Annotated in this window: 15 protein-coding genes; 2 read left to right on the top strand and 13 right to left on the bottom strand. The window is 59.1% G+C overall.

The annotated features are described in order from the left end of the window. The 10 genes from VL688_12880 to VL688_12835 form a co-directional block, all read right to left on the bottom strand. On the bottom strand, positions 1-3,684 hold a 3,684-nt coding region (locus VL688_12880), incomplete at its 3' end, for a hypothetical protein (GenBank protein HTL48948.1). Positions 3,685-3,969: 285 nt separating this feature from the next. Further along, positions 3,970-5,118, bottom strand: coding sequence for an inositol-3-phosphate synthase (locus VL688_12875; GenBank protein HTL48947.1), 1,149 nt, complete (start codon positions 5,116-5,118; stop codon positions 3,970-3,972). 253 nt (positions 5,119-5,371) lie between these two features. Beyond that, positions 5,372-6,313 (bottom strand): ferrochelatase, encoded by a 942-nt coding sequence (gene hemH, locus VL688_12870; GenBank protein HTL48946.1) that lies wholly within the window; start codon positions 6,311-6,313, stop codon positions 5,372-5,374. Continuing rightward, positions 6,310-7,752: a protoporphyrinogen oxidase gene (gene hemG, locus VL688_12865; GenBank protein ID HTL48945.1), complete on the bottom strand. Its 1,443-nt coding sequence runs from the start codon at positions 7,750-7,752 to the stop codon at positions 6,310-6,312. Before hemG ends, hemH begins: the two co-directional genes overlap by 4 nt. Beyond that, the gene (hemE, locus tag VL688_12860) at positions 7,752-9,701 is read right to left on the bottom strand and encodes a uroporphyrinogen decarboxylase (GenBank protein ID HTL48944.1); all 1,950 of its coding nucleotides are present in this window, start codon (positions 9,699-9,701) and stop codon (positions 7,752-7,754) included. The genes hemG and hemE overlap by 1 nt, the downstream gene beginning before the upstream one ends. Positions 9,702-9,919: 218 nt before the next feature. Next, positions 9,920-10,582, bottom strand: coding sequence for a hypothetical protein (locus VL688_12855; protein ID HTL48943.1), 663 nt, complete (start codon positions 10,580-10,582; stop codon positions 9,920-9,922). Further along, positions 10,579-11,076: an SRPBCC family protein gene (locus tag VL688_12850; protein HTL48942.1), complete on the bottom strand. Its 498-nt coding sequence runs from the start codon at positions 11,074-11,076 to the stop codon at positions 10,579-10,581. Before VL688_12850 ends, VL688_12855 begins: the two co-directional genes overlap by 4 nt. A gap of 4 nt (positions 11,077-11,080) precedes the next feature. Further along, positions 11,081-11,461 carry a hypothetical protein gene (locus tag VL688_12845; GenBank protein HTL48941.1) on the bottom strand — a complete coding sequence of 127 codons (381 nt, stop codon included), beginning with the start codon at positions 11,459-11,461 and terminating at the stop codon, positions 11,081-11,083. A 53-nt stretch (positions 11,462-11,514) separates the two neighbouring features. After that, positions 11,515-12,624: a DUF4440 domain-containing protein gene (locus tag VL688_12840; GenBank protein HTL48940.1), complete on the bottom strand. Its 1,110-nt coding sequence runs from the start codon at positions 12,622-12,624 to the stop codon at positions 11,515-11,517. A 66-nt stretch (positions 12,625-12,690) separates the two neighbouring features. Continuing rightward, entirely contained in the window at positions 12,691-13,035 is a 345-nt protein-coding gene (locus VL688_12835; GenBank protein ID HTL48939.1) for a PepSY domain-containing protein, read from the bottom strand. Positions 13,036-13,258: 223 nt separating this feature from the next. Between VL688_12835 and VL688_12830 the strand changes: the two genes are divergently transcribed. Then, positions 13,259-13,693 (top strand): hypothetical protein, encoded by a 435-nt coding sequence (locus VL688_12830; GenBank protein HTL48938.1) that lies wholly within the window; start codon positions 13,259-13,261, stop codon positions 13,691-13,693. After that, a complete protein-coding gene (locus VL688_12825; protein HTL48937.1) occupies positions 13,668-13,961 on the top strand; it encodes a hypothetical protein in 294 nt (97 codons plus the stop codon). Before VL688_12830 ends, VL688_12825 begins: the two co-directional genes overlap by 26 nt. An 18-nt stretch (positions 13,962-13,979) precedes the next feature. On the opposite strand, the gene VL688_12820 is transcribed toward VL688_12825, so the two are convergent. The 3 genes from VL688_12820 to VL688_12810 are packed head-to-tail and all read right to left on the bottom strand — an operon-like array spanning position 13,980 to position 18,254. Next, a complete protein-coding gene (locus VL688_12820) occupies positions 13,980-15,941 on the bottom strand; it encodes an ABC transporter permease (protein HTL48936.1) in 1,962 nt (653 codons plus the stop codon). Then, positions 15,938-16,948 carry an HlyD family efflux transporter periplasmic adaptor subunit gene (locus VL688_12815; protein ID HTL48935.1) on the bottom strand — a complete coding sequence of 337 codons (1,011 nt, stop codon included), beginning with the start codon at positions 16,946-16,948 and terminating at the stop codon, positions 15,938-15,940. The genes VL688_12820 and VL688_12815 overlap by 4 nt, the downstream gene beginning before the upstream one ends. Continuing rightward, positions 16,938-18,254 carry a TolC family protein gene (locus VL688_12810; protein ID HTL48934.1) on the bottom strand — a complete coding sequence of 439 codons (1,317 nt, stop codon included), beginning with the start codon at positions 18,252-18,254 and terminating at the stop codon, positions 16,938-16,940. The genes VL688_12815 and VL688_12810 overlap by 11 nt, the downstream gene beginning before the upstream one ends. Positions 18,255-18,330: the final 76 nt, after the last annotated feature.

The raw sequence follows: 18,330 nt of genomic DNA, 5'->3' as shown, positions 1-18,330 counted from the left end.
CAGCGCGAAAACCAGCGAATAATTCTGCGCGGAGCCGTCCGACGGAAACGTGGGATAGTCGACATGCGCACCGATATCCGCCCTTGCCGGACCGAGCGCCACGACGTCCGCGGATTTGCCGAAAATGGATTCGTGCGTTTCCAGAAGCGCGGAAAGACGCGCGGTATCTTTTGGTGACAACTCTTCGGAACGGAGCTCGGGACGCTCCGGAATCAGGGCTTCCCTGCGATCGAGAAAAGCGTAAGAACGCGATGCAGGGCCGTCAGAAATTCCTTCCGGCGTGCCGTCGGCGGAAAAGCTGTCCAGGAGCTGGTTTCGCAGATGCGTAAAATTTCCGCGTATCGGATGCCCTTCTCCCGGCTCCGTGCCGAAAACCGGCGTTCCCTGGCTGAAGCCGCCGTGCTCGCGCCAGGCGCGGAGGAACGGCGCGTACGGCTTGCCGAAGGACGAGGCCTCGAATTGAGAGATCCAATCCAGGGCCGTGCGCGAGGCCTTTTCCCGCGCGGCCTCCGGCGCAAGCCCTTCGGTATCGAGCGCGAGATAGTAAAGCCCGCGCCGCAGCCCTTCAAACGCGATGGCCGGATTGGAAAAAAGCGCGGGCAGCGACAAGGCAATGACCTCTGATTGCGCGGGATCGATCTTGTCGCGGTCTTCCGCCATTTGTTCGTTGGCCTGCATCTGGATCAGAGAACGGATGAATTCCGGAATCGAAATCCGGGTCCTCAGATCGCGCGCGGTAATCAGTTTCAAGCCCAGCGATCCGTCCGCATTCCGGCGCAGGCCTTCCGGACCCGCGGCAGGAATCACCACGTCGCCGTTCCCCAGGCGGACTTCGCTGATCGTGGTGCCGCCGGCTTTCAGGGGATCGTAGTGGTAGGTCATGATCGCGGCGATTTCGGATAAAACGTCTCCGGCTTCTGCCGGCGTCAGGGCTTCGAAGCGGCTTTCGCGCGTGCCGGGATCGATCACCCAGCGGCGGAGGCTGCCGAAAGCCGGGCTCAATTCTTCCGTGCCCGCGAAATATTCGTGCACCGAAACCGGAAGCGCGCCCACGCCCCTGCCCCGGCGTCCCAGGGGATAGGTCAGCAGCTCGAAAGGTTTCGGCACAAAGCGCGTGCGCCCCGCTTCATGAAAGGCGCGGAAATTTTCGCCGTTGCGCGCGACCGTCCCGGCAAGCGATCCCGGCGATCCCGCGGGCGGAAACGAGAACGGCGGAATGTCCGCGAAGCGCGGGATTTCCACGGCAAGGCGCGTGGTTTCACCGTCCTGCACCCGGTCCATCAGGAAAATCTGCGAGAACCCGCCGCCTTTGATAACCTGTCCGGTCACCGGATGAAATTCCGCGCCGGGATCGCGTTCGTGGAGCTGCTCGGCGGTCCATTGGCGGACGCTGCCGAGAGCTTCGTTAGGCAGCAGCAGGTCCATGTCGTCCGGCGGGTAACGGTCCGGCGGCGTCAGTACGTTTTCGTCCAGCGTCCGCATCGTGACAAGCTCTGAGGCAAACCGCGGAGCCGGGGCCAGAGGCTCCAGGCGCTTGCGCGCCGCCGCATGCAGCCCGCTCATTTCTTCCAGCAGGCCTTCGACCCGGCTGCGGTCTTTGGTTTTCCAATGCGCATAAAAATCGTTTTGAAAAGCCACGAGCTCGGCCATCACCGCCGGAAGATGCTCCGCGTCGGCATCCTTCAAGCGGATTTCAAAGTCGCCGATTTTTTTCCGCACTTCGGAGAGGTTCGAAAAATCGAATTCGTCCGTCCTGAGTTCCGCGCGGACACTCTCTACGGGATTCCGTTCCAGATCCAGCCACGCCGCGGGCACGCGCGAACCGGGTACGAAGCTCATCACGGCGGGCCAATGATTGGTCGAAACCGCGCTCGTGAGGCCCATGATTTTTTCGGGCGTCAGCGTTCCGCGGCGTTCCAGGCCTTTCAGGTTTTGCACAAAAGCCGCCACCCGCTCCATCCACGCCTGTTCCAGCGCGCGGGTACCGGGATCGTCGGACGATTTTGCCGCGTAAGCGTCCAGGATGGCCGTGTAGGAAGCGGCCCGATCCAGGCGGCCTTCCCGCGCCAGCTTTTTGAGGACGGCGTCGCGCCAGGATTTGAGTTTTTGCCCGGCGGGAAAATGACCGGCACGCATCAGACGCTCCGTGCCCGCGCGCAGGAACGCGTCATAAACGTCGAGGGCGCCGCTGCGGACTTGAAAATAACGACTCCAGGAAACGCGGCCTCTCATGCAATCCAGATAAACGCGGTCATCCGGAATTTCCTGCACGGCCGGCGACACCACGGCATAGGAATAACCACGCTCCTTCAGCAGCCGCGCCAATGATTCCGCGTGAAATCCTCCGGTCACGAAGATCGCGGCCTTGGCCCGCGCCTCGGTCATGCGGGCCTGGATTTTTTCGGCGAAAACACCGTCCCTTTTTTCCGCGAGACGGTAAAACAGAGCAAAAGGCCGCCGGTCCGAAAGAGTCTCGTTCGAAAAGTCGCGGACGCGCTGAGCCAGGCCGGAAATTCCGGAAGGCTCCGCCCAAGCCGCGACGGCATTCCAGTCCGATCGGCTGAGCCGGAAATGAATCAAGTCTTCCAGACGCCGCGCCTGCGCGGACAAATTCCGGAGTGTTTTTTCCTTTTCCGTGACCGCGAGGGCATTCATGAGAGCGTCGAGGTAAGCATTCAATTCGCGCCAGAACTCTTCCCCTTTCAAGGCCCGCAGCTCCCGGCTCCTTTGGACGCTCGCGGCAAGCGCCTGCGGCAAGGCCGTCTTCTCGGAGTCAAGCCGCGCCAGCTGTTCCGCATATTCCGCATCGCTCATCTGGCCCGTCTGGTATTTTTGTTTCAAGGCGTGAAATTCGCGCAGTGTGCCGCGGCCGGCAAGGAGGCGTTTTACGCGCTTTTCGAAAACGCGGGTCAAAAGCTGAATTTTGCGGTCTTCGCCCGTTTTCTCGAGCTCCGAGGCAACGAGAAGAAGACGAGGATAGCGGTCCGAAAAATTCCGAAGGCGAAAAGACGCGGGAAGCTGCTCAAAAAAATGAAACAGCGGTTCGAGGGAATTCGCGGGATCCCGAAGTTTTTCCCGGCGCCGGTCGAGTTCAAGAAGCAGCGGCCCGTAATTTTTTTCTTTCTCGGCCTGCAAATCTTTTTGGATACCGGCGAGTTCTTTTTCGAAGCCGGAGGGTTTCAAGCCGTCCAAAAAGGCCTGCACGGATTGGCGGTACAAAGCGGCATCTTCGACGCCGTAAAACGCCGTCGTTTCCGGCGCTTGCACGGCGGCCAGGGCCGCGCCTGAAATCTCGCCGCGGCCGGCCAGGTCTTCGAATAGGGCTTTGGCCTGCGATGGCTCGGGATACGCGCGGAACAGCGTCAGGTCCAGAGGCCCGTCCGCGCCTTCCAAAGCCACGAGCGGGAAATCGTATTCCGCCGACAGACGCGTGATGAGCCCGGCCAGCGACTTTTGCGCATCGCCGGAGCCGTGCGCGTCTTTGAGGATCAGGACAAAGGGTGCGCCGCCGGCGCCGTCGTACGTTTCCTCTAGAGTTCCGTGCAGCGATGCGCCCGGCGCTTCAAAAAAATCCCGCAGGGATTTTCCGGACGGAACCGGGACGCGGGACGAGGAAGAAGGTTCCGCGGCCGGCGAAGCTTCGGCGAATTTGCACACGTCTCCCGCGATCAGGAAGAACGTCAAAAACGCCGCCGTTAGTTTAAAGAAGACGGATTTTCTTTTCGTCATTTTGGATTGGGTTCGAAACCGAGCTATTCCCTTGAAATGATTTGGTTTGTAGAGATTACACGAGCTTTCTAAAAGCGCCAAACAAAGCCGGTAAAGCAGTTGCATCACACTAGGCCCTGATCGACATTACTAGTTTGGAAAGGCGCAGGATTTTGACAAAAAACAGCGGAGGGGAAAATCGGGAGAAGGCAAAAAAAAAGCGGGGAGCAAAAGCTCCCCGCTTGGATAAAACTTTCGGACTTAGGCGATGACCGCGCCGGCAGCTTCGGCCTGAGAAACGGGCCGGGGCTGATTGTAGCCGGTTTCGATGAACTTCTGCGTCATCTCGTAAGCTTCGTCGTCCGTGAACTGCTTCGGCGGATGCTTCTTAAAATAAGCCGAAGGGCCAAAGAGGATGCCGCCCTGGCCGCGCTCGAGCGCGATCTTGCAGCAACGGATCGAATCGATCGCGACGCCCGCGGAATTCGGAGAATCTTCCACAGAAAGGCGCAGTTCGATGTTCATGGGCACGTCGCCGAAAAGCTTGCCTTCCATGCGAAGGAAGCAGACCTTGTTGTCCTTCTGCCACGGAACGTAATCGCTCGGGCCGATGTGGATGTTTTCCCAATCGAGGCGCTCGGCCGCGACCGACTGCACGGCTTCGGTCTTGGAAATCTTCTTGGAGTTGAGACGGTCACGGTTCAGCATGTTCAGGAAGTCCGTGTTGCCGCCCGTGTTGATCTGGTACGTACGCTCGAGCTTCACGCCGCGCTTGTTGAAGAGGTCCGTCAGCACGCGGTGCGTGATCGTGGCTCCTACCTGGGCCTTGATGTCGTCGCCGATGATCGGGAGATTCTTGGCTTCGAATTTTTCCGCCCACGCCGGATTGCTGGCGATGAAGACCGGCATGCAGTTGATGTAGCCGAGGTTTGCTTCAAGCGCGCATTCGGCATAAAACTTCGTGGCTTCTTCGGAGCCTACGGGCAGGTAGTTAATCAGGATCTCGGCGCCGGATTTCTTCAGCACGTCGAGGACGTCCTTCTTCTCCGCCTGTTTCTGGTCCGCGAGCACGAAGGTGAATTTTTCGGGATAATCCCCCATGTGCTTGGAGACGCCGTCCAGGACTTTGCCCATCGTGACCTTGGTGCCGCTCGCGGGAATGCTGGCGCAGAAAATCGCCGTGCAATTCGGTTCCGCGAAAATGGCTTCGTTGACATCCTTGCCCACCTTGCGCTTGTCGACGTCAAACGCCGCCACGACTTCGATATCGGAAGGCCTGTAGCCGCCGATGTCCCAGTTCATGAGACCGATGGCATCCTTCTCGCTCTTATCAGCGTAGTAATAAATACCCTGGATTAACGAACTGGCGCAATTGCCGACACCGACAATCGCGATCTTGATTTTAGACATACATCCCTCCCGAAGAGATTTTCAGATGATTTTTGGAAAAAGACTGACGCCATCCGGAAGCCGCGGGGGCCTCTCTAAATTGGGGCCTATGATAATGGTTTATGATTTTTCTTGCAAGCATTCTGTTTAAAAGTGATCGACGCTCTAAAATGGCGTCCTAACTCTAATTATTTAAAGGGATTAGAATTTCACAAAAAATGAGGAAAAATAATTTTATCGGACGCTCAACAAAGCAGGACTATTCATTAAAAGTCTAGCCTCGGATTTTTTGCTCGATAAGCTGGCCCAGCATCACGATGAATTTGGAGTGGGCCATCACCGTGGACGCGCGTACGTATTTGATTTTGAGCTCCCGGGCGCGCTCCTTGGCCGCGATGTCCAAGTCGTACAGCACCTCGACCGTATCGAACAAAAACCCGATCGGAACACAGACCACGACCTTCTTTTTCTCCGCGGCGAGATTTCCCAGCATCGTATTCACGTCCGGCTCTACCCACGGCATGGAAGCGCGGCCCGTCATGGATTGAAAGGAAAGCGACCATTTTTTTTGGCCCAGGGCGGCCGCGACGAGGTGGCTCGAAACCCGGAATTCCCCGTTATAGTCGCAATGCGGGCAATCCCCCACGCGGTCAAGCGGCACCGAAGAGGAGGAAAACAAAAGATGGGCCCGCCAGCGGTTCCACGGCGCAAGCCCCTTCATGGCCCGGCGCACTTCGTCGGCCTGGGCTTCGATATACAAAGGATGATCGTACCAGCCTTGAAGGTAAACATGCTCGACGCTTTCCGCGCCAGACGCAGCTTTCGAATCCTGGATCGCCTGCTTGTACCGCGCGAGGCTGAGCGCGGAGCGCTGTGCCGCCAGCCCGAGGCAAAGCCCGCGCTTGAGCCCGCGGTCCCGGATCTCTTTCAACGCGTCGTCCAGAAAAGGCCGCCAATGCCGCATGCCCAGGAACACGGGAACCGTGATACCGCGGCCCGCGAGGTCTTCTTTGAGCTTTTGGACGAGGGTCTTCACGTAATCGTTATACGGCGAGCGGCCTCCGATGGCTTCGTAGTGCAGGCGCATCAGGTTGATGCGCTCTTCGGGAACTTCCCCGCCCTCGGCCACATGCTTCAAAAACGGTTCGACTTCTTCGAGGTTCGTGGCCCCGCCGAAGCCGACGATCAGCACGTGGTCGAAAGGCGCTTCACTCATGACCCCACTCGCACCCGGGTATCGCGCGGGCTCGAGAGGCCTTCAAGAAAACGCAAAAGATGGACCGCCTGTTCTTCGCCCACGCGGATGCAGTCGGGAATGCCGACTCCCTCGTAAGCATTCCCCGCGAGAAAAAGCCCGGCATGCGAAGCCGCCAGGCGCCGGATGGCCGCGACGCGCACAGCATGGCCGACATGATATTGAGGCATGGCCCTTGGAAGCCGCGTCACCCGGGCGAGGATCGGACCCGTCTTGATCCCGAGCGTGAACCGGAGTTCGGCCTGAATGCGCTCCAGAATATCCGCGTCACTTTCCCGCATCACCTCACGCAGTGACGGTCCGCCCAAAAACGCGCGGATAAGCGTGGTTCCCTCAGGCGCGCGCCCTTCAAACTTCTGGCTGGTGAAAGTGCATCCTAAAAGCGGTCTTTTTTCACGCGGCGGAACCACATACCCAAAACCTTTGACGTTCGGAATATTCCGGTAGGCAAGGTTGACCGTCACCGCGGATTCGTAGGAAATCGCGTTCAATTCTGCGGCCAGAACGCGGTCAATGCCTTCCAGCAGCCGAGCCGCTTCAAAAGCCGGGAGCGCAAGGCAAAGGGCGTCGGCCTCGAGGCATGCGCCGTTTTTTCCATGGATTTTCCACGAAGCTGATTTTTCGAGGCGCGAGACAGGGAACTCCGTGATCACTTCAAGTTCCTCCATGTCCGCGCGAAGCGCCTCGACCAGACGCTCCATGCCCGTGCGCGGGGTTACAAAAAGCCCGTAACGGGGTCCCGAAGCCGCGCTCACGGCGCCATCGGCGCGCATGCGGCGCAGCCCCTTTAAAACGCTTCCGTCTTGCTGCTCCAGGGCGGCAAATTTAGGAAAGGCCGCGGCCATGCTCAGCTGTTCGGCGTCGGCGGAATAAATTCCCGCGGCCATGGGTTCCACGATTTTTTCGAATGCCTCACGGCCGAAACGCCGCCGCGCGAAGGACGCCACGCTTTCATCGGCACGAGCGCGGCGCGGCGGGATAAAAAATTCGGACAGCATGCGCACCTTACCGGGCCAAGACAGCAGGTCCGAAGCGACAAACCGCAGCGCGTCGACCGGAGCCATCAGATAGAATCCGGCAGGGATTTTTTTCAGGCGTCCGTCCTGGAGGATGAAACTGCGGCGATTCGCGGAATGGGTCCCGATCAATTCATTTTCCAGTCCCAGTCTGCGGCACAAATCCAGCGCCCAAGGTTTTTCCGTAAGGAAGGCGTCCGCCCCGCCCTCCATGACGAAGGACTCTTCCCGCATCGATGAGATGACACCGCCGAGCCGCGAGCCTCGTTCCAGCAGGACGACTTCAAGTCCCAGTTCCGCTTCGCGATTCGCCTCCAAAAGCCGGTGCGCGGCAGCAAGACCGGAAATGCCGCCGCCGATGACGACTACTTTTCTTTTCTTCATCAGGTCCTCGCCTGGCCCGTGCGGGCCTTTGCGCTGGCGTTATGAACAAAATCGATCAGCGCGATCACGTTATCGACCGGCGTTCCGGGCAGCACGCCGTGTCCGAGATTGAAAATGTGCCCGGGGCGGCCGCCCGCCTGGTCGAGGATGCGGCGCGCTTTTTCCTGCAGCACTTCCCGCGGTCCAAAAAGCGCCGCGGGGTCCAGATTGCCTTGAATGCCCACGTCATGACCGAGCCGCGTCCAGGCGTGGTCCAGCTCAACGTGAAAATCCACGCCGATGACGTCGCCGCCCGCTTCGCGGAGATGTTCGAGAAAAGGAGCGGTCCCCGTGCCGAAATGAACGACGGGCACGCCCGGCGTCACGCTGCGGATCAGTCGCTGCGTGTGCGGCAGCACGAATTCACGGTAATCCGAAGGGCTGAGGCAGCCGACCCAGCTGTCGAAAATCTGTACGGCGTCGGCGCCGGCTTCGATTTGCGCGTTCAGGTAACGTCCCAGCAGCCGCGACATTTTTTCCATGAGCGCATGCCATGCGCCGGCGTCGCGGGCCATGAATTTTTTCGTCTGCAGAAAAAGTTTGGAGCTCCCGCCTTCGAGAATGTAAGCCGCCAGGGTAAAAGGCGCGGCGGAAAATCCAAGCAGCGGAATTTCGGGCTTGAGGCAGGCACGCGTGAGCTTCACCGCGTCCATGACATACGCCAGGGAATCGCGGGGATCCGCTTCCGGGATTTTATCCACGTGAGCGCGTGACGAAAGGCCGCCGGAAATGACCGGCCCGTCGCCCTGCGCATATTCCAAACCAAAGCCCAGCGGCTCCACGATCAGAAGGATATCGGAAAAAAGAATGGCGGCATCGGCCTTGATCTTTTCCTGCGCCTCGATCGCCACCTGGGCGCAAAGCTCTTTGTTTTTACAAAGCTCGAGAAATCCGACGCGGTCGCGGATGCGCCGGTATTCCTTCATGTAACGTCCGGCTTGGCGCATGAGCCATATGGGCGTCACGTCCGTAGGTTCGCGGCGGCAGGCCTTCAGAAAAAGACTTTGCTCGCGTTTACGCTTCCCGTCCGCGGGGTCCGCGCCGCGCTTTTCCAGCTGAAATTGCGGCGCTTGCGCTTTTTCTTCGAGAAGGTGCGGGAGCTGGCGCGCGGATTCGGCCACGAGATGGCCCATTTTTGGATGCGTGGGCTCGAAGTCGACCGGGAGGCCGTACTCACGGAGGGTTTCCGAGCAAGTCGGGCCGATGGAAGCGATCACCGTTTGTTTGAGCGCGGCCATGAGCGCCGAGTCCAATCCCTTTTCCGTGGCCAGGCGCAGCACGTGGCGAACCTGCATGGCGCTCGTAAAAAAAACCAGCGCGGCTTTTCCTCCGATGATTTCGGCGATCGCGCTTTCGAGCGGCCGCGTATCGTCGGGAAAGGCCCAGCGGTAAACCGGGACCTGGATCACGCGCGCGCCTCTTTTCTTGAGCCCGTCAATCAAAGCCTCGTTGGATTCTCCGTATTCCTGGATGGCCACGGTCTTCCCTTTCAAATCCAGGCTGCGCTTGCTTGTATCCAGGACTTCCAGGATTTCCCGCCAGGTGTTCGGCTCCGGAACGTTCAGGGTGACGGGAATGCCGAATTCCGAAAGCGCCCGCACGGGCTTCGGTCCGCGGGCCACCGTGGTCGCCCGGGAAAAAGCCTTCACCAGCGCTTCGCGCGGGGAATGGCTTTCCAAAAGGCGCATCATGATCCTGACCCCGACTCCAGTGAGCAGCACGACCACGTCGATCTCCCCGGCCATTAATTTCTCGCCGAAAGCCAGAATTTCGGGGTTTTTCTCGAGAGGGATTTCCTGCATGGAAGGGGCAACCAGGGGATGACCTCCGTGGCGCCGGATAGATTCCGACATGATCTCCGCCAGACGGCTTTCGAAAGCGACAACGGTCCTTCCGTTGAAATCACTCATAGGAGCTCTTCACCCGTGGAATTTTTATTTAAATCATTGTAACAGTTTGACTTAGGGTTAGCCATAAAAAATTATCCGGCCGGGATTTTGAACTTGGGAAATGCGGGGGGCTATGGTAAACTGTGCGCCCACTCAAGCCTTTGTTCTCAAAGGCTCCTTTTCGTTAAAAAGCCCTCCGGAGCTTCCCGGAGGGCTTTTTATTTTCCCCATTTCCCCGCTCAAACGGCAAAGGTAAACACATACGTCTGCCGGTCCGGCGCCACCCGGATGATCTTGTAGCAATAGCACGAAAGAAGGGTCTTTTGGCCGGCAAGAACGCGGACGGGAATGTTGCGCAGGAACCAGACTTCTTTGGATTTCAGGTGCTGCACGATGCTCTGGCTTTGCTTGATGGCGATGTCGAGGCTGGTTTGCGTGGCAAGATCCGCGATCACGTGGATGAGCAAGATGATCCCGCTGTAATCCTGCACGATCTTATTAAGCTCCCCTTTCATGATGCGCGTCAGCTCCTCAGAGTCGCGGCGCATCTGGCGCTGTGTCTTGCGGCCGAGAATGATCGCGCCTCCGCGGGTCTTGTGAAGACGGCGGCGTTCGATGGAGCGCTGGATGTGGATGCCTTTGATCTGGAGATTTTTCTTGCGGCCGCTGGTATCCGTCACGGCCATGTCGATGCCTTGGGCGTCTTCGGTGAGATTGCTGTTCTTGTAATCCGGCGGGAGATGAAAGCGCGTTCCGAATTCCTGGTTGCGGAAACAGGTGAAAATAGCCGCGGCAATGACTTCGTCCCGGCGTTTTTCCGACATGCCGAGTTCCACCGAAGTCTTGCCGTAAAGCGACCTCAAGGCCTCTTCAGGGCGTATCGAGTGTTTCAGCGCGGTCATATGTTAGGGGCAAGCGCCGCGGCCTTTTCCAACCCTTGCCCGCACAACGCCATGACGCGGTCGTGATTGGCAATGAATAAAGGCCGGAACCAAAAGGAGCCGTATCGAAGCAAAGGTTTCACGGCCCGGACGTTCCATTGGAAACGCACCACCGTTATCCTGCCCCGCGGCTCCAGGAGCCAAAGCCCGGTTCCCTCCAAATCCCCCGTGGATTCCGAAAGGATGCGGAAGGGCTTCACGGCTTCGACGCAGCGCAGCTGCCATTTCAAAGTATAAGGGAAAAAGCCCCGCATTTCAAAAGAGGCCGTCTTGCCCACGCCGTCCGGCCGCCCCGGCTCGGTCACTTGGACGCGCAGCCGGACGCCTTTCCACCACTCCGGATATCCGGCGGGATCTTCAAGGAGGCGGTAAAGAATTTCCACGGGCGCGGAAATTTCCCAACGGCTGGAGAATTCGTAATCATGCGCGCGCCTGGCATCCGGAGAAGCCCGCATCGCGTCAGGGCTGGACCGAGGGCGCGGGCGACGCCGCCTTTTTTTCGGCCTCCGCCGCCGCGAGCGTGTCGTTGAACTTCTTGATTTCGGCTTCCATGGTGCCGCGGATGGAATTGATCTGGGTGTTCAGATCCGCAAGCGTTTTCGCGGCCTGCTTGTTGAAGTCGTCAAGCGCGGACTGCATCTGCTGTCTCATGACTTCCAGGTCTTTTTTGGCGGTCTCCGACTTTTCCTGGGCGGTCTTATACGACTCGTCCAGTCGGTCTTTCATCTCGGCGACGGCCTTGCCCGCGGTCTCGCCGATGGAGCCGTCCGTTTTTTCCGCGGAAAAAGCAGCGGGAGAAAGAAGAAGAATGAAGGCAAAGACAAATAGGATTTTTTTCATGGCGACCCTCCGGGTTATTTAATACTTCGTGGACGGGCGCGTCAATCTTTTATTCAGGCCAGTTCGACAGGGACCTGATTCCAGCTGACGACGACGACTTTCCAGCCCTGGCCCGGAAATTTGCGGAGCACCCAGAGATTTTCGCCCATGACGGTCTGCGACAGGACCGCGCCCGGCGGACGGAATACCTTGGAATAATGGCTGGTCAGATAAGCGACCGAACCGCCGCCGCGGATCGCGCGGTCGGTCACCATGATGCTGGAAACTTCGGGAGTTGTTTCCCGGAGATGCTCCGCGACCTGGGCCTTGCCCAGAATCGGCGCGGCCTGAGGCGGAATCCAGGTGACGTCGTCCGCGCACAGGTCCAGCAGTTCCTGCGATTTCCCGGCCAATTCCTTTTCGCGCCAGGTTTTATGGATTTCCTGGATGGCCTGCACGTCCTGGATAAGAAGTCCGGACATGTCGGAACCGAAATCTTCGTGGAAAGGCCTGTCGCCCGTCAGCGACCGGAGCATGCGCAGCATCTGGTCGGACCATTTGCGGAAAACCGCTTCGGTGTTCGCGTACCGCTTGAAGGCATCGTAGGTGACGGCCTTCAGGTTGCCGCCGTCGTTCTGCTGTTCGGAAACTTCGGCCAGAAGATGTCCTGTGCGCCCGTCGAGGATCTTGGCTTCGAAAGCGGCCATGCCGGTCGCCATGGGAATGCCCGCGGTGCCATGGCGCCTGCCGTCGACTTTGACATACCGCTGCGCGGGCGAAAGAAAGACAAGCATGGGTTCGATGACGATCGTTTCCGCGTCTGTGTCCGCTTCGCGGTCGAGAAGCAGATAGCCTTCCGTGAGTTTTGTTTCCAGGATTCCCTGGAAATGATCGCGCAGCGTGCGGATCTCCTGCCAGTTGTAATTGATTTCAGGATCCAGGTATTTCAGCCCGACGAGTTTCACCTGCACTTTGTGATAGGGGGAAAGATCTTTGTTGGGAACGACGTATTCCTGCGCGAAATATTGGCCCGGCGTCATGGCGGTTTTCATGGTCAGGAATTCCGACTGCGGGCGGGACATGACGCAGCCGGAAAGCGAAGACAGGCAAAGCAGGGCCCCGAGCCGGCGGACACGGAAGCCGAAAAAGATCCGGGACAAAGGCGTTTTTCTTTCGAATTCCATGGGTAGGATTATCGGCCGGAGAGAAATTGAACTACAGCATTACCGCACTTGTGATTCGGGACTGCGCTACCTGTCCCCGTCTTCGCGCCCCTGGGGATCTTCGAGATCGTAACGCGCGGTTTTTTTGCGGAGGACTTTCAAGATGTTGCCGGTCCTGGAATCGATCCAGATGACGTACTCCGGGCCGTCGGGAGAATAGCCCCGCTCTTCCAGCGGGCGGAGCGCCACGATCCAGCAGAAATCGGATTCCCCTTCGTCCAGCTCCACGGTTTCGGTTCCGAAACGGGTATCCTCGGTGGTCCCTTCATGGACGGCGTAAACGCGTTCTTTTTCTTCGGCAGGATATCCGACAGCTTCGAGCGCGATGGCGCATGCCTGGGGTTCGCTGATTTCCCGGATGGGAGTCGTCATGACCGCAGTCCCATTGATTGGCTTGGGGCCTGGAATCGCGGGGGGCCGCGCCGGACTCCTTTGAGTCCGGCACCGAGAAAACCCTCCGAACTTGAGATTCGGAGCTCAGGCCGTTGATTGGACGAATCGAAGATAGCCCACCGTTTTCCCGAAATCAAGTCAAAAAAGACGGGCAAAGCCGCACCCATTCAGAAAACGCCGTCCCGTTCCGTTACTATAAGCCATGAATAAGCTGGTTCGCACCGTCCTCCGGTGGTTTCAAACTCCCGAACGTTACGAAAGAACGCGTACTTTCGAAACGCTTTACGTCGATTTTCTGGACCCGTCCACGGGCAAGTCCGGAGACGGCGAAGGCCTGGACATTTCCGTCGACAGCATCCGTTTCGCCGCCTTCCAGCAGTTCAAAAAAAATACCGTCCTGGATCTGACTCTTCGCTTTTCTTACAACTACACGGAAACGCGTTCGGTCAAAATGAAGGCGACGGTCATCGAGAGCAAACGGCACGCCAAGCAGAAACGCCACAGGACGGTTTGCGTTTTTCAGGCGCCGGCGGACCCGGAGGATTTGAAGGAAATCGAACGCCTCATTCAATGGCTGAAAGAGGTCAAAGAAAAGTATCTTTTCTTCCGCTATGGAAAACAGGACCCGAAGTCTTAAAAGAAAATTCCGGCTGAGCCATGAACCGCAGGACTCCGGCACCACCGGTGTGAATGCGGGCAAGATTTACAGGGCTCTCAAGGGGCAATCGCCTCTCGCGGCCGAGGCCCTTCAAAAGCACGCTGCGATCGACGACATCGAAGAATTCCACAAAGCACTGGTCTGGCTGACAAGCCAGCTGCTCGTCATTTCCGAATCCCCTTCTCCGGCCAAAAGCCGTTTTTTCCCCAGGCTCAAGGCCGAAGTCTATTACCGGCTCGCCAAATAATGAGAGGCCGGTTCACCTCTATTCGTAGCGCAGGGACTGGATGGGCTCGAGTTCGGAAGCCTGCTTGGCCGGCCAAAGTCCGAAGATAATTCCCACGAATGCGGAAAATCCGAAGGCGAGAAGCAGCGATCCGAGCGTGATCGCGGTCCGCCAGTGGACGATCGTGGAAATCAGCCAGGAAACGAAAACCGCAAGCGCGATGCCCGCGCCTCCGCCGATAAACGTGATCGTCACGGCCTCGACCAGAAATTGCTCCAGGATGTTGCGCGGCGTGGCTCCGATCGCCTTGCGCAAGCCGATCTCGCGTGTGCGCTCCTTCACCGACACCAGCATGATGTTCATGATCCCGATGCCGCCCACGACAAGCGAAATGGCCGCGACCGATCCGAGCAGGATTGAAAAAGTCTGCGTCGTACTGGAAAGCGCGGCCTGCACGTCCGCGTAATTGCGCACGTTGAAGCTGTCCTGTCGCTCCGGCGGAAGGCGCTGCCTGCGGATGATGAGCCTTTTAATCTCGTCCTCGGCCACGGGAATTTGATCGGCGTCGGTGATCTCCACGTCAATCTGGTCCAGGTATTCTTTGCCGAGCACACGCTTCATGGCGGTCATCAGCGGCATCATGACCACGTCGTCCTGATCGCGGAAGCTGTTCGAGCCCTGCGACGGCAAAACGCCGATGACCTGGAAATTGATGCGGTTGATCTTCACGGACTGGCCCACGGGATTCTCCCGTCCGAAAAGTTCCCGCATGACGGTCTGCCCGAGCAGCACCACGCGCTGGCGCGACGAATCTTCCTCTTCGGTGAACGACCTTCCCATGATGGGCTCCTGGTTACGCAGCGCCACGTACTCGGCCGTCACGCCCGTCACGCGCGTTGTCCAGTTCCTGTCGCCGTTCACCATCTGGGCGGAACCCGAGACCTGCGGCACGACGGCTTTGACCGATCCCACGCTTTCCTTGATCGCGCGCGCGTCTTCGAAGGTGAAGCGCGTGGCGGTGGCGTCGCTTGAAATGCCGCGGACTTTCGCGGAGCCCGGGCGCACGGAAAGAAGATTGGAGCCGAGCCGTGAAAGCTGTTCCGTGATTGATTCCCTCGCGCCGCGGCCTAGAGCCAGCATGGTAATGACGCAGGCCACGCCGATGAGAACGCCCAGCATGGAGAGAAAGGAACGCATCTTGTTCGACTGGATCATGCGCAGCGCCTGGCGCAAATGTTCCTGGAATTCTTTGACCGGATACCGCGGGCCTCTTCCCTTTTCAAACGAAACCGCTCCCAAACCCGAGGATGCCGAACGCGGTTTGGCCTTGCGCTCGTCGCTGACCACTTTGCCGTCCTGCATGCGGATGATGCGTTCGGCCTGCTGCCCTACGTTTTCGTCATGCGTGACGAGAACAAGCGTCATGCCTTTCTCGTGCAGCTCGTTAAAAATGCCCATGATCTCGCGGCCCGAATTGGAATCGAGATTGCCCGTGGGTTCGTCGGCAAGGATGAGAAGCGGCTTGTTGACGAGCGCGCGCGCAATGGCCACGCGCTGCTGCTGGCCGCCGGAAAGCTCGTTGGGCCGGTGGCCCACACGATCTCCCAGCCCGACGCGCTGGAGCAGATGCCCGGCCGTTTCTTCTTCCTTCTCCCGGTTGCCGGAATAAAGGAGCGGCAATGCGACGTTTTCGAGCGCCGTGGAGCGCGACATCAGGTTGAACTGCTGGAAGACAAAACCCACGAGCCGGTTTCGCAGGAAGGCCGCTTCGTCTTCCGCGAGTTTGCTTACATCCTTGCCCGCCAGGCTGAGCCGCCCGCTGTCCGGCGAATCCAGGAAGCCGAGGAGGTGCATGAGCGTGGACTTGCCCGAGCCCGACGGCCCCATGAGCGCCACGAATTCGCCTTCTTCGATCGAGAGCGAGACGCCCTGAAGCGCGCGGATTTCGATTTCGCCGATGCGGTAGGTTTTGGTGAGATTTTCGGCTTCGAGCAGCTTCATGAGCGGCCGCGGGATCCGGATCCGCCGCCACCGCCCTGCCGCCCGCCGCCCATGGGCGAAAATGCGGAGCCGGTCTGGGACTGTTTCTTGCGGGTGATCGCCACTTCCTGTCCCGGCTTCAGCCCGCTCGTGATTTCCGTCATGCGTCCGTCGCTTGCGCCGATCTGTACGGGCACGGGTGTGAGGCGCCCGAAATCTTTTTTATACACGGCAAATTGCGCACCTTCGGGGCGCTTGACCTTGCGCGGCCATTCCACGATCGCTTCGGAAGGAAGCAGCAGGACATCGGGATGTTCGGAAACCAGAAACGTCACGTTCGCGGTCATGCCGCTGCGAAAAGCCGGCGGAATTTCATCCGGAAGGATGTCGATGTCGTAGACATTCACGTTGTTGACAAGCTGGCTCTCGTAGCTGATGTGATCGACTTTGCCGTCGATGATTTTGTCCGGGTACGCATCCAGATGGATTTGGGTTTTCTGGCCGAGCGTGATCTGCGCCAGATCTGTTTCGTCGACCAGCGCCTTGATGATGAGGCGGTCTGAAATCACGACAATGGGATCGGTCGGCGTCACAGTTTGCCCGGGCTCGACCGCGCGCACGATGATTTTGCCGTCGAGCGGAGCGAGGAGAGGCGCGGGCTTGTAGGAATTCAGCCACTTCTGGTATTCCTCGGGACCGCGCGAGCGCGCTGCGTCCAGAAGCGCGGCCCTTTCGGTCGAACTCATCCAGGCAAGCACCTGTCCCTGTGTGACCGAGTCGCCTTCCTTGACGAGCACCTCCTCGACACGGCCCGCGATCGGCGGCTTGATCTCCACGCGGTTGTACGGTTTCACTTCACCGGTGGCCGCCGCGGTCACGTTCATGTCGCCTTTTCGAGTTTTGACCATGCGGATCACTTCGAGCGAGGACCCGGACTTGGAACAGCCGGTTCCCATCGCCAGCGCGGCGGCCAGGCCGGCCGTGAAAAGAGTCTCCAACATTTTTCCGGAACGAAGATTAAATTTCACGCGCTGCATCCTCCAAAGTGGCGCCGCGGGCCAACTGCCACGAGGCTTCCCGCGAAAGAACCGCGGCCAGGCTTTCGACGTAATTGTTTTCCGAATCGGCCAGGTCCTGCTCGGCAATGTCAAAATCCTGGAAGTTCACGAGGCCGGCCGTGTATTCCGAACGCACGATCTCCGAACGCTTGCGCGCGGCCTCGAGAAAATTTTTCTGCACTTCCACGAATTCCACGGCATCGGTCAGCTGCGCCCAGGCTTCCGCGAGCTGCGTCAGGGTTTCGTCCCGGACGCTGCGGGCGTCCTCGCGGGCGGCCCGGTAATTGGCCTCGGCCCGGCGGATGCCGTTCACGTTCTTGCCGCCGTTGAAAAAAGGGACGCTCGCGCGCAGCCCCAGAAACGAACCGCTCTTCAAATCCGAAGCGCGCGTGCCGCTGTCCTCATAATCGTACGAACCGTCGACATGCGGCCAAAGCTCGCCCTGCGAGGATAGGACAAGCGCCTTGAACGATTCCGCGGTTTTCATGGCCCTTTGCACGGCGGGCGTTTCTTCCGCCAGCTCCGCGGGATCGGGCTTCAGGCCGGAGATGACGGGGACCATCGTGTCCAGCGTGCCTTCGACCTGCAGCGGCAATTCGAACTCCCCGCCCATTTCGCGTTCGAGGCGCAGTGACTGCGTTTCGATGCGCCGGTCGGTTTGCCTCACGACAAACGCGGCGCGTTCGGCAATGGCCTTGGCGCGCATCAACGAACCCAGATGCTCACGCCCGGCTTCGTAGCGCAGCTGGATCAGCTCCGCGTTATTGCGCCGCCGCTGTTCGATCCTCTTGCTCACATCGAGCAGGTCTTTCAGCCTCAGAAGCTCGATGTAGGCGGACCTCAGCCGGAAGCGCACATTCGCGCTCGTGTCCTGGTAATCAAAGCGCGCGGCTTCCAGATCTTTGCGCGCGCTGATAAAATTGCCCGTCGTTTCGAAACCCGTGAAAAGCGCCTGGTCCGCTTCGACGGACAGGCTCAGGCTGTCATGCGCCGGAGAACCCGAGGAACGGGCACGGCCCTTGTCCAGGTTCCCGGAAACCGACGGCAGATAATCGCCGAAAGCGATGTCCCGGGCGCGCGCGCGCGATTCCAACGCAAAACGGGCCGAGTCCAGGTCCGGATTGTTTTCTAGCGCTTCGCCTACCATCCCCTGCCAGCCCACGACTTTTTCACTTTCCAGCGGGCGGATTTGCGCCTTGGGCAGGCGCACGCTCAGGCAGCCCGCAAGCCCCAGCAGCGCAATCAAACCCCACGGCCCTGTCTTTATGCCTTTCATAGATAAAAGCGCACCTTTCTACTCTTAAGACGCGCGAAAACCGCCCAAGGTTTAATCCTTCTTTCCGCAAGCCGTG

It is taken from the genome of Verrucomicrobiia bacterium (genome assembly GCA_035495615.1).
Lineage (GTDB): Bacteria > Omnitrophota > Omnitrophia > Omnitrophales > Aquincolibacteriaceae > DATJFP01.
This window is presented reverse-complemented; position numbering and strand designations above follow the sequence as displayed.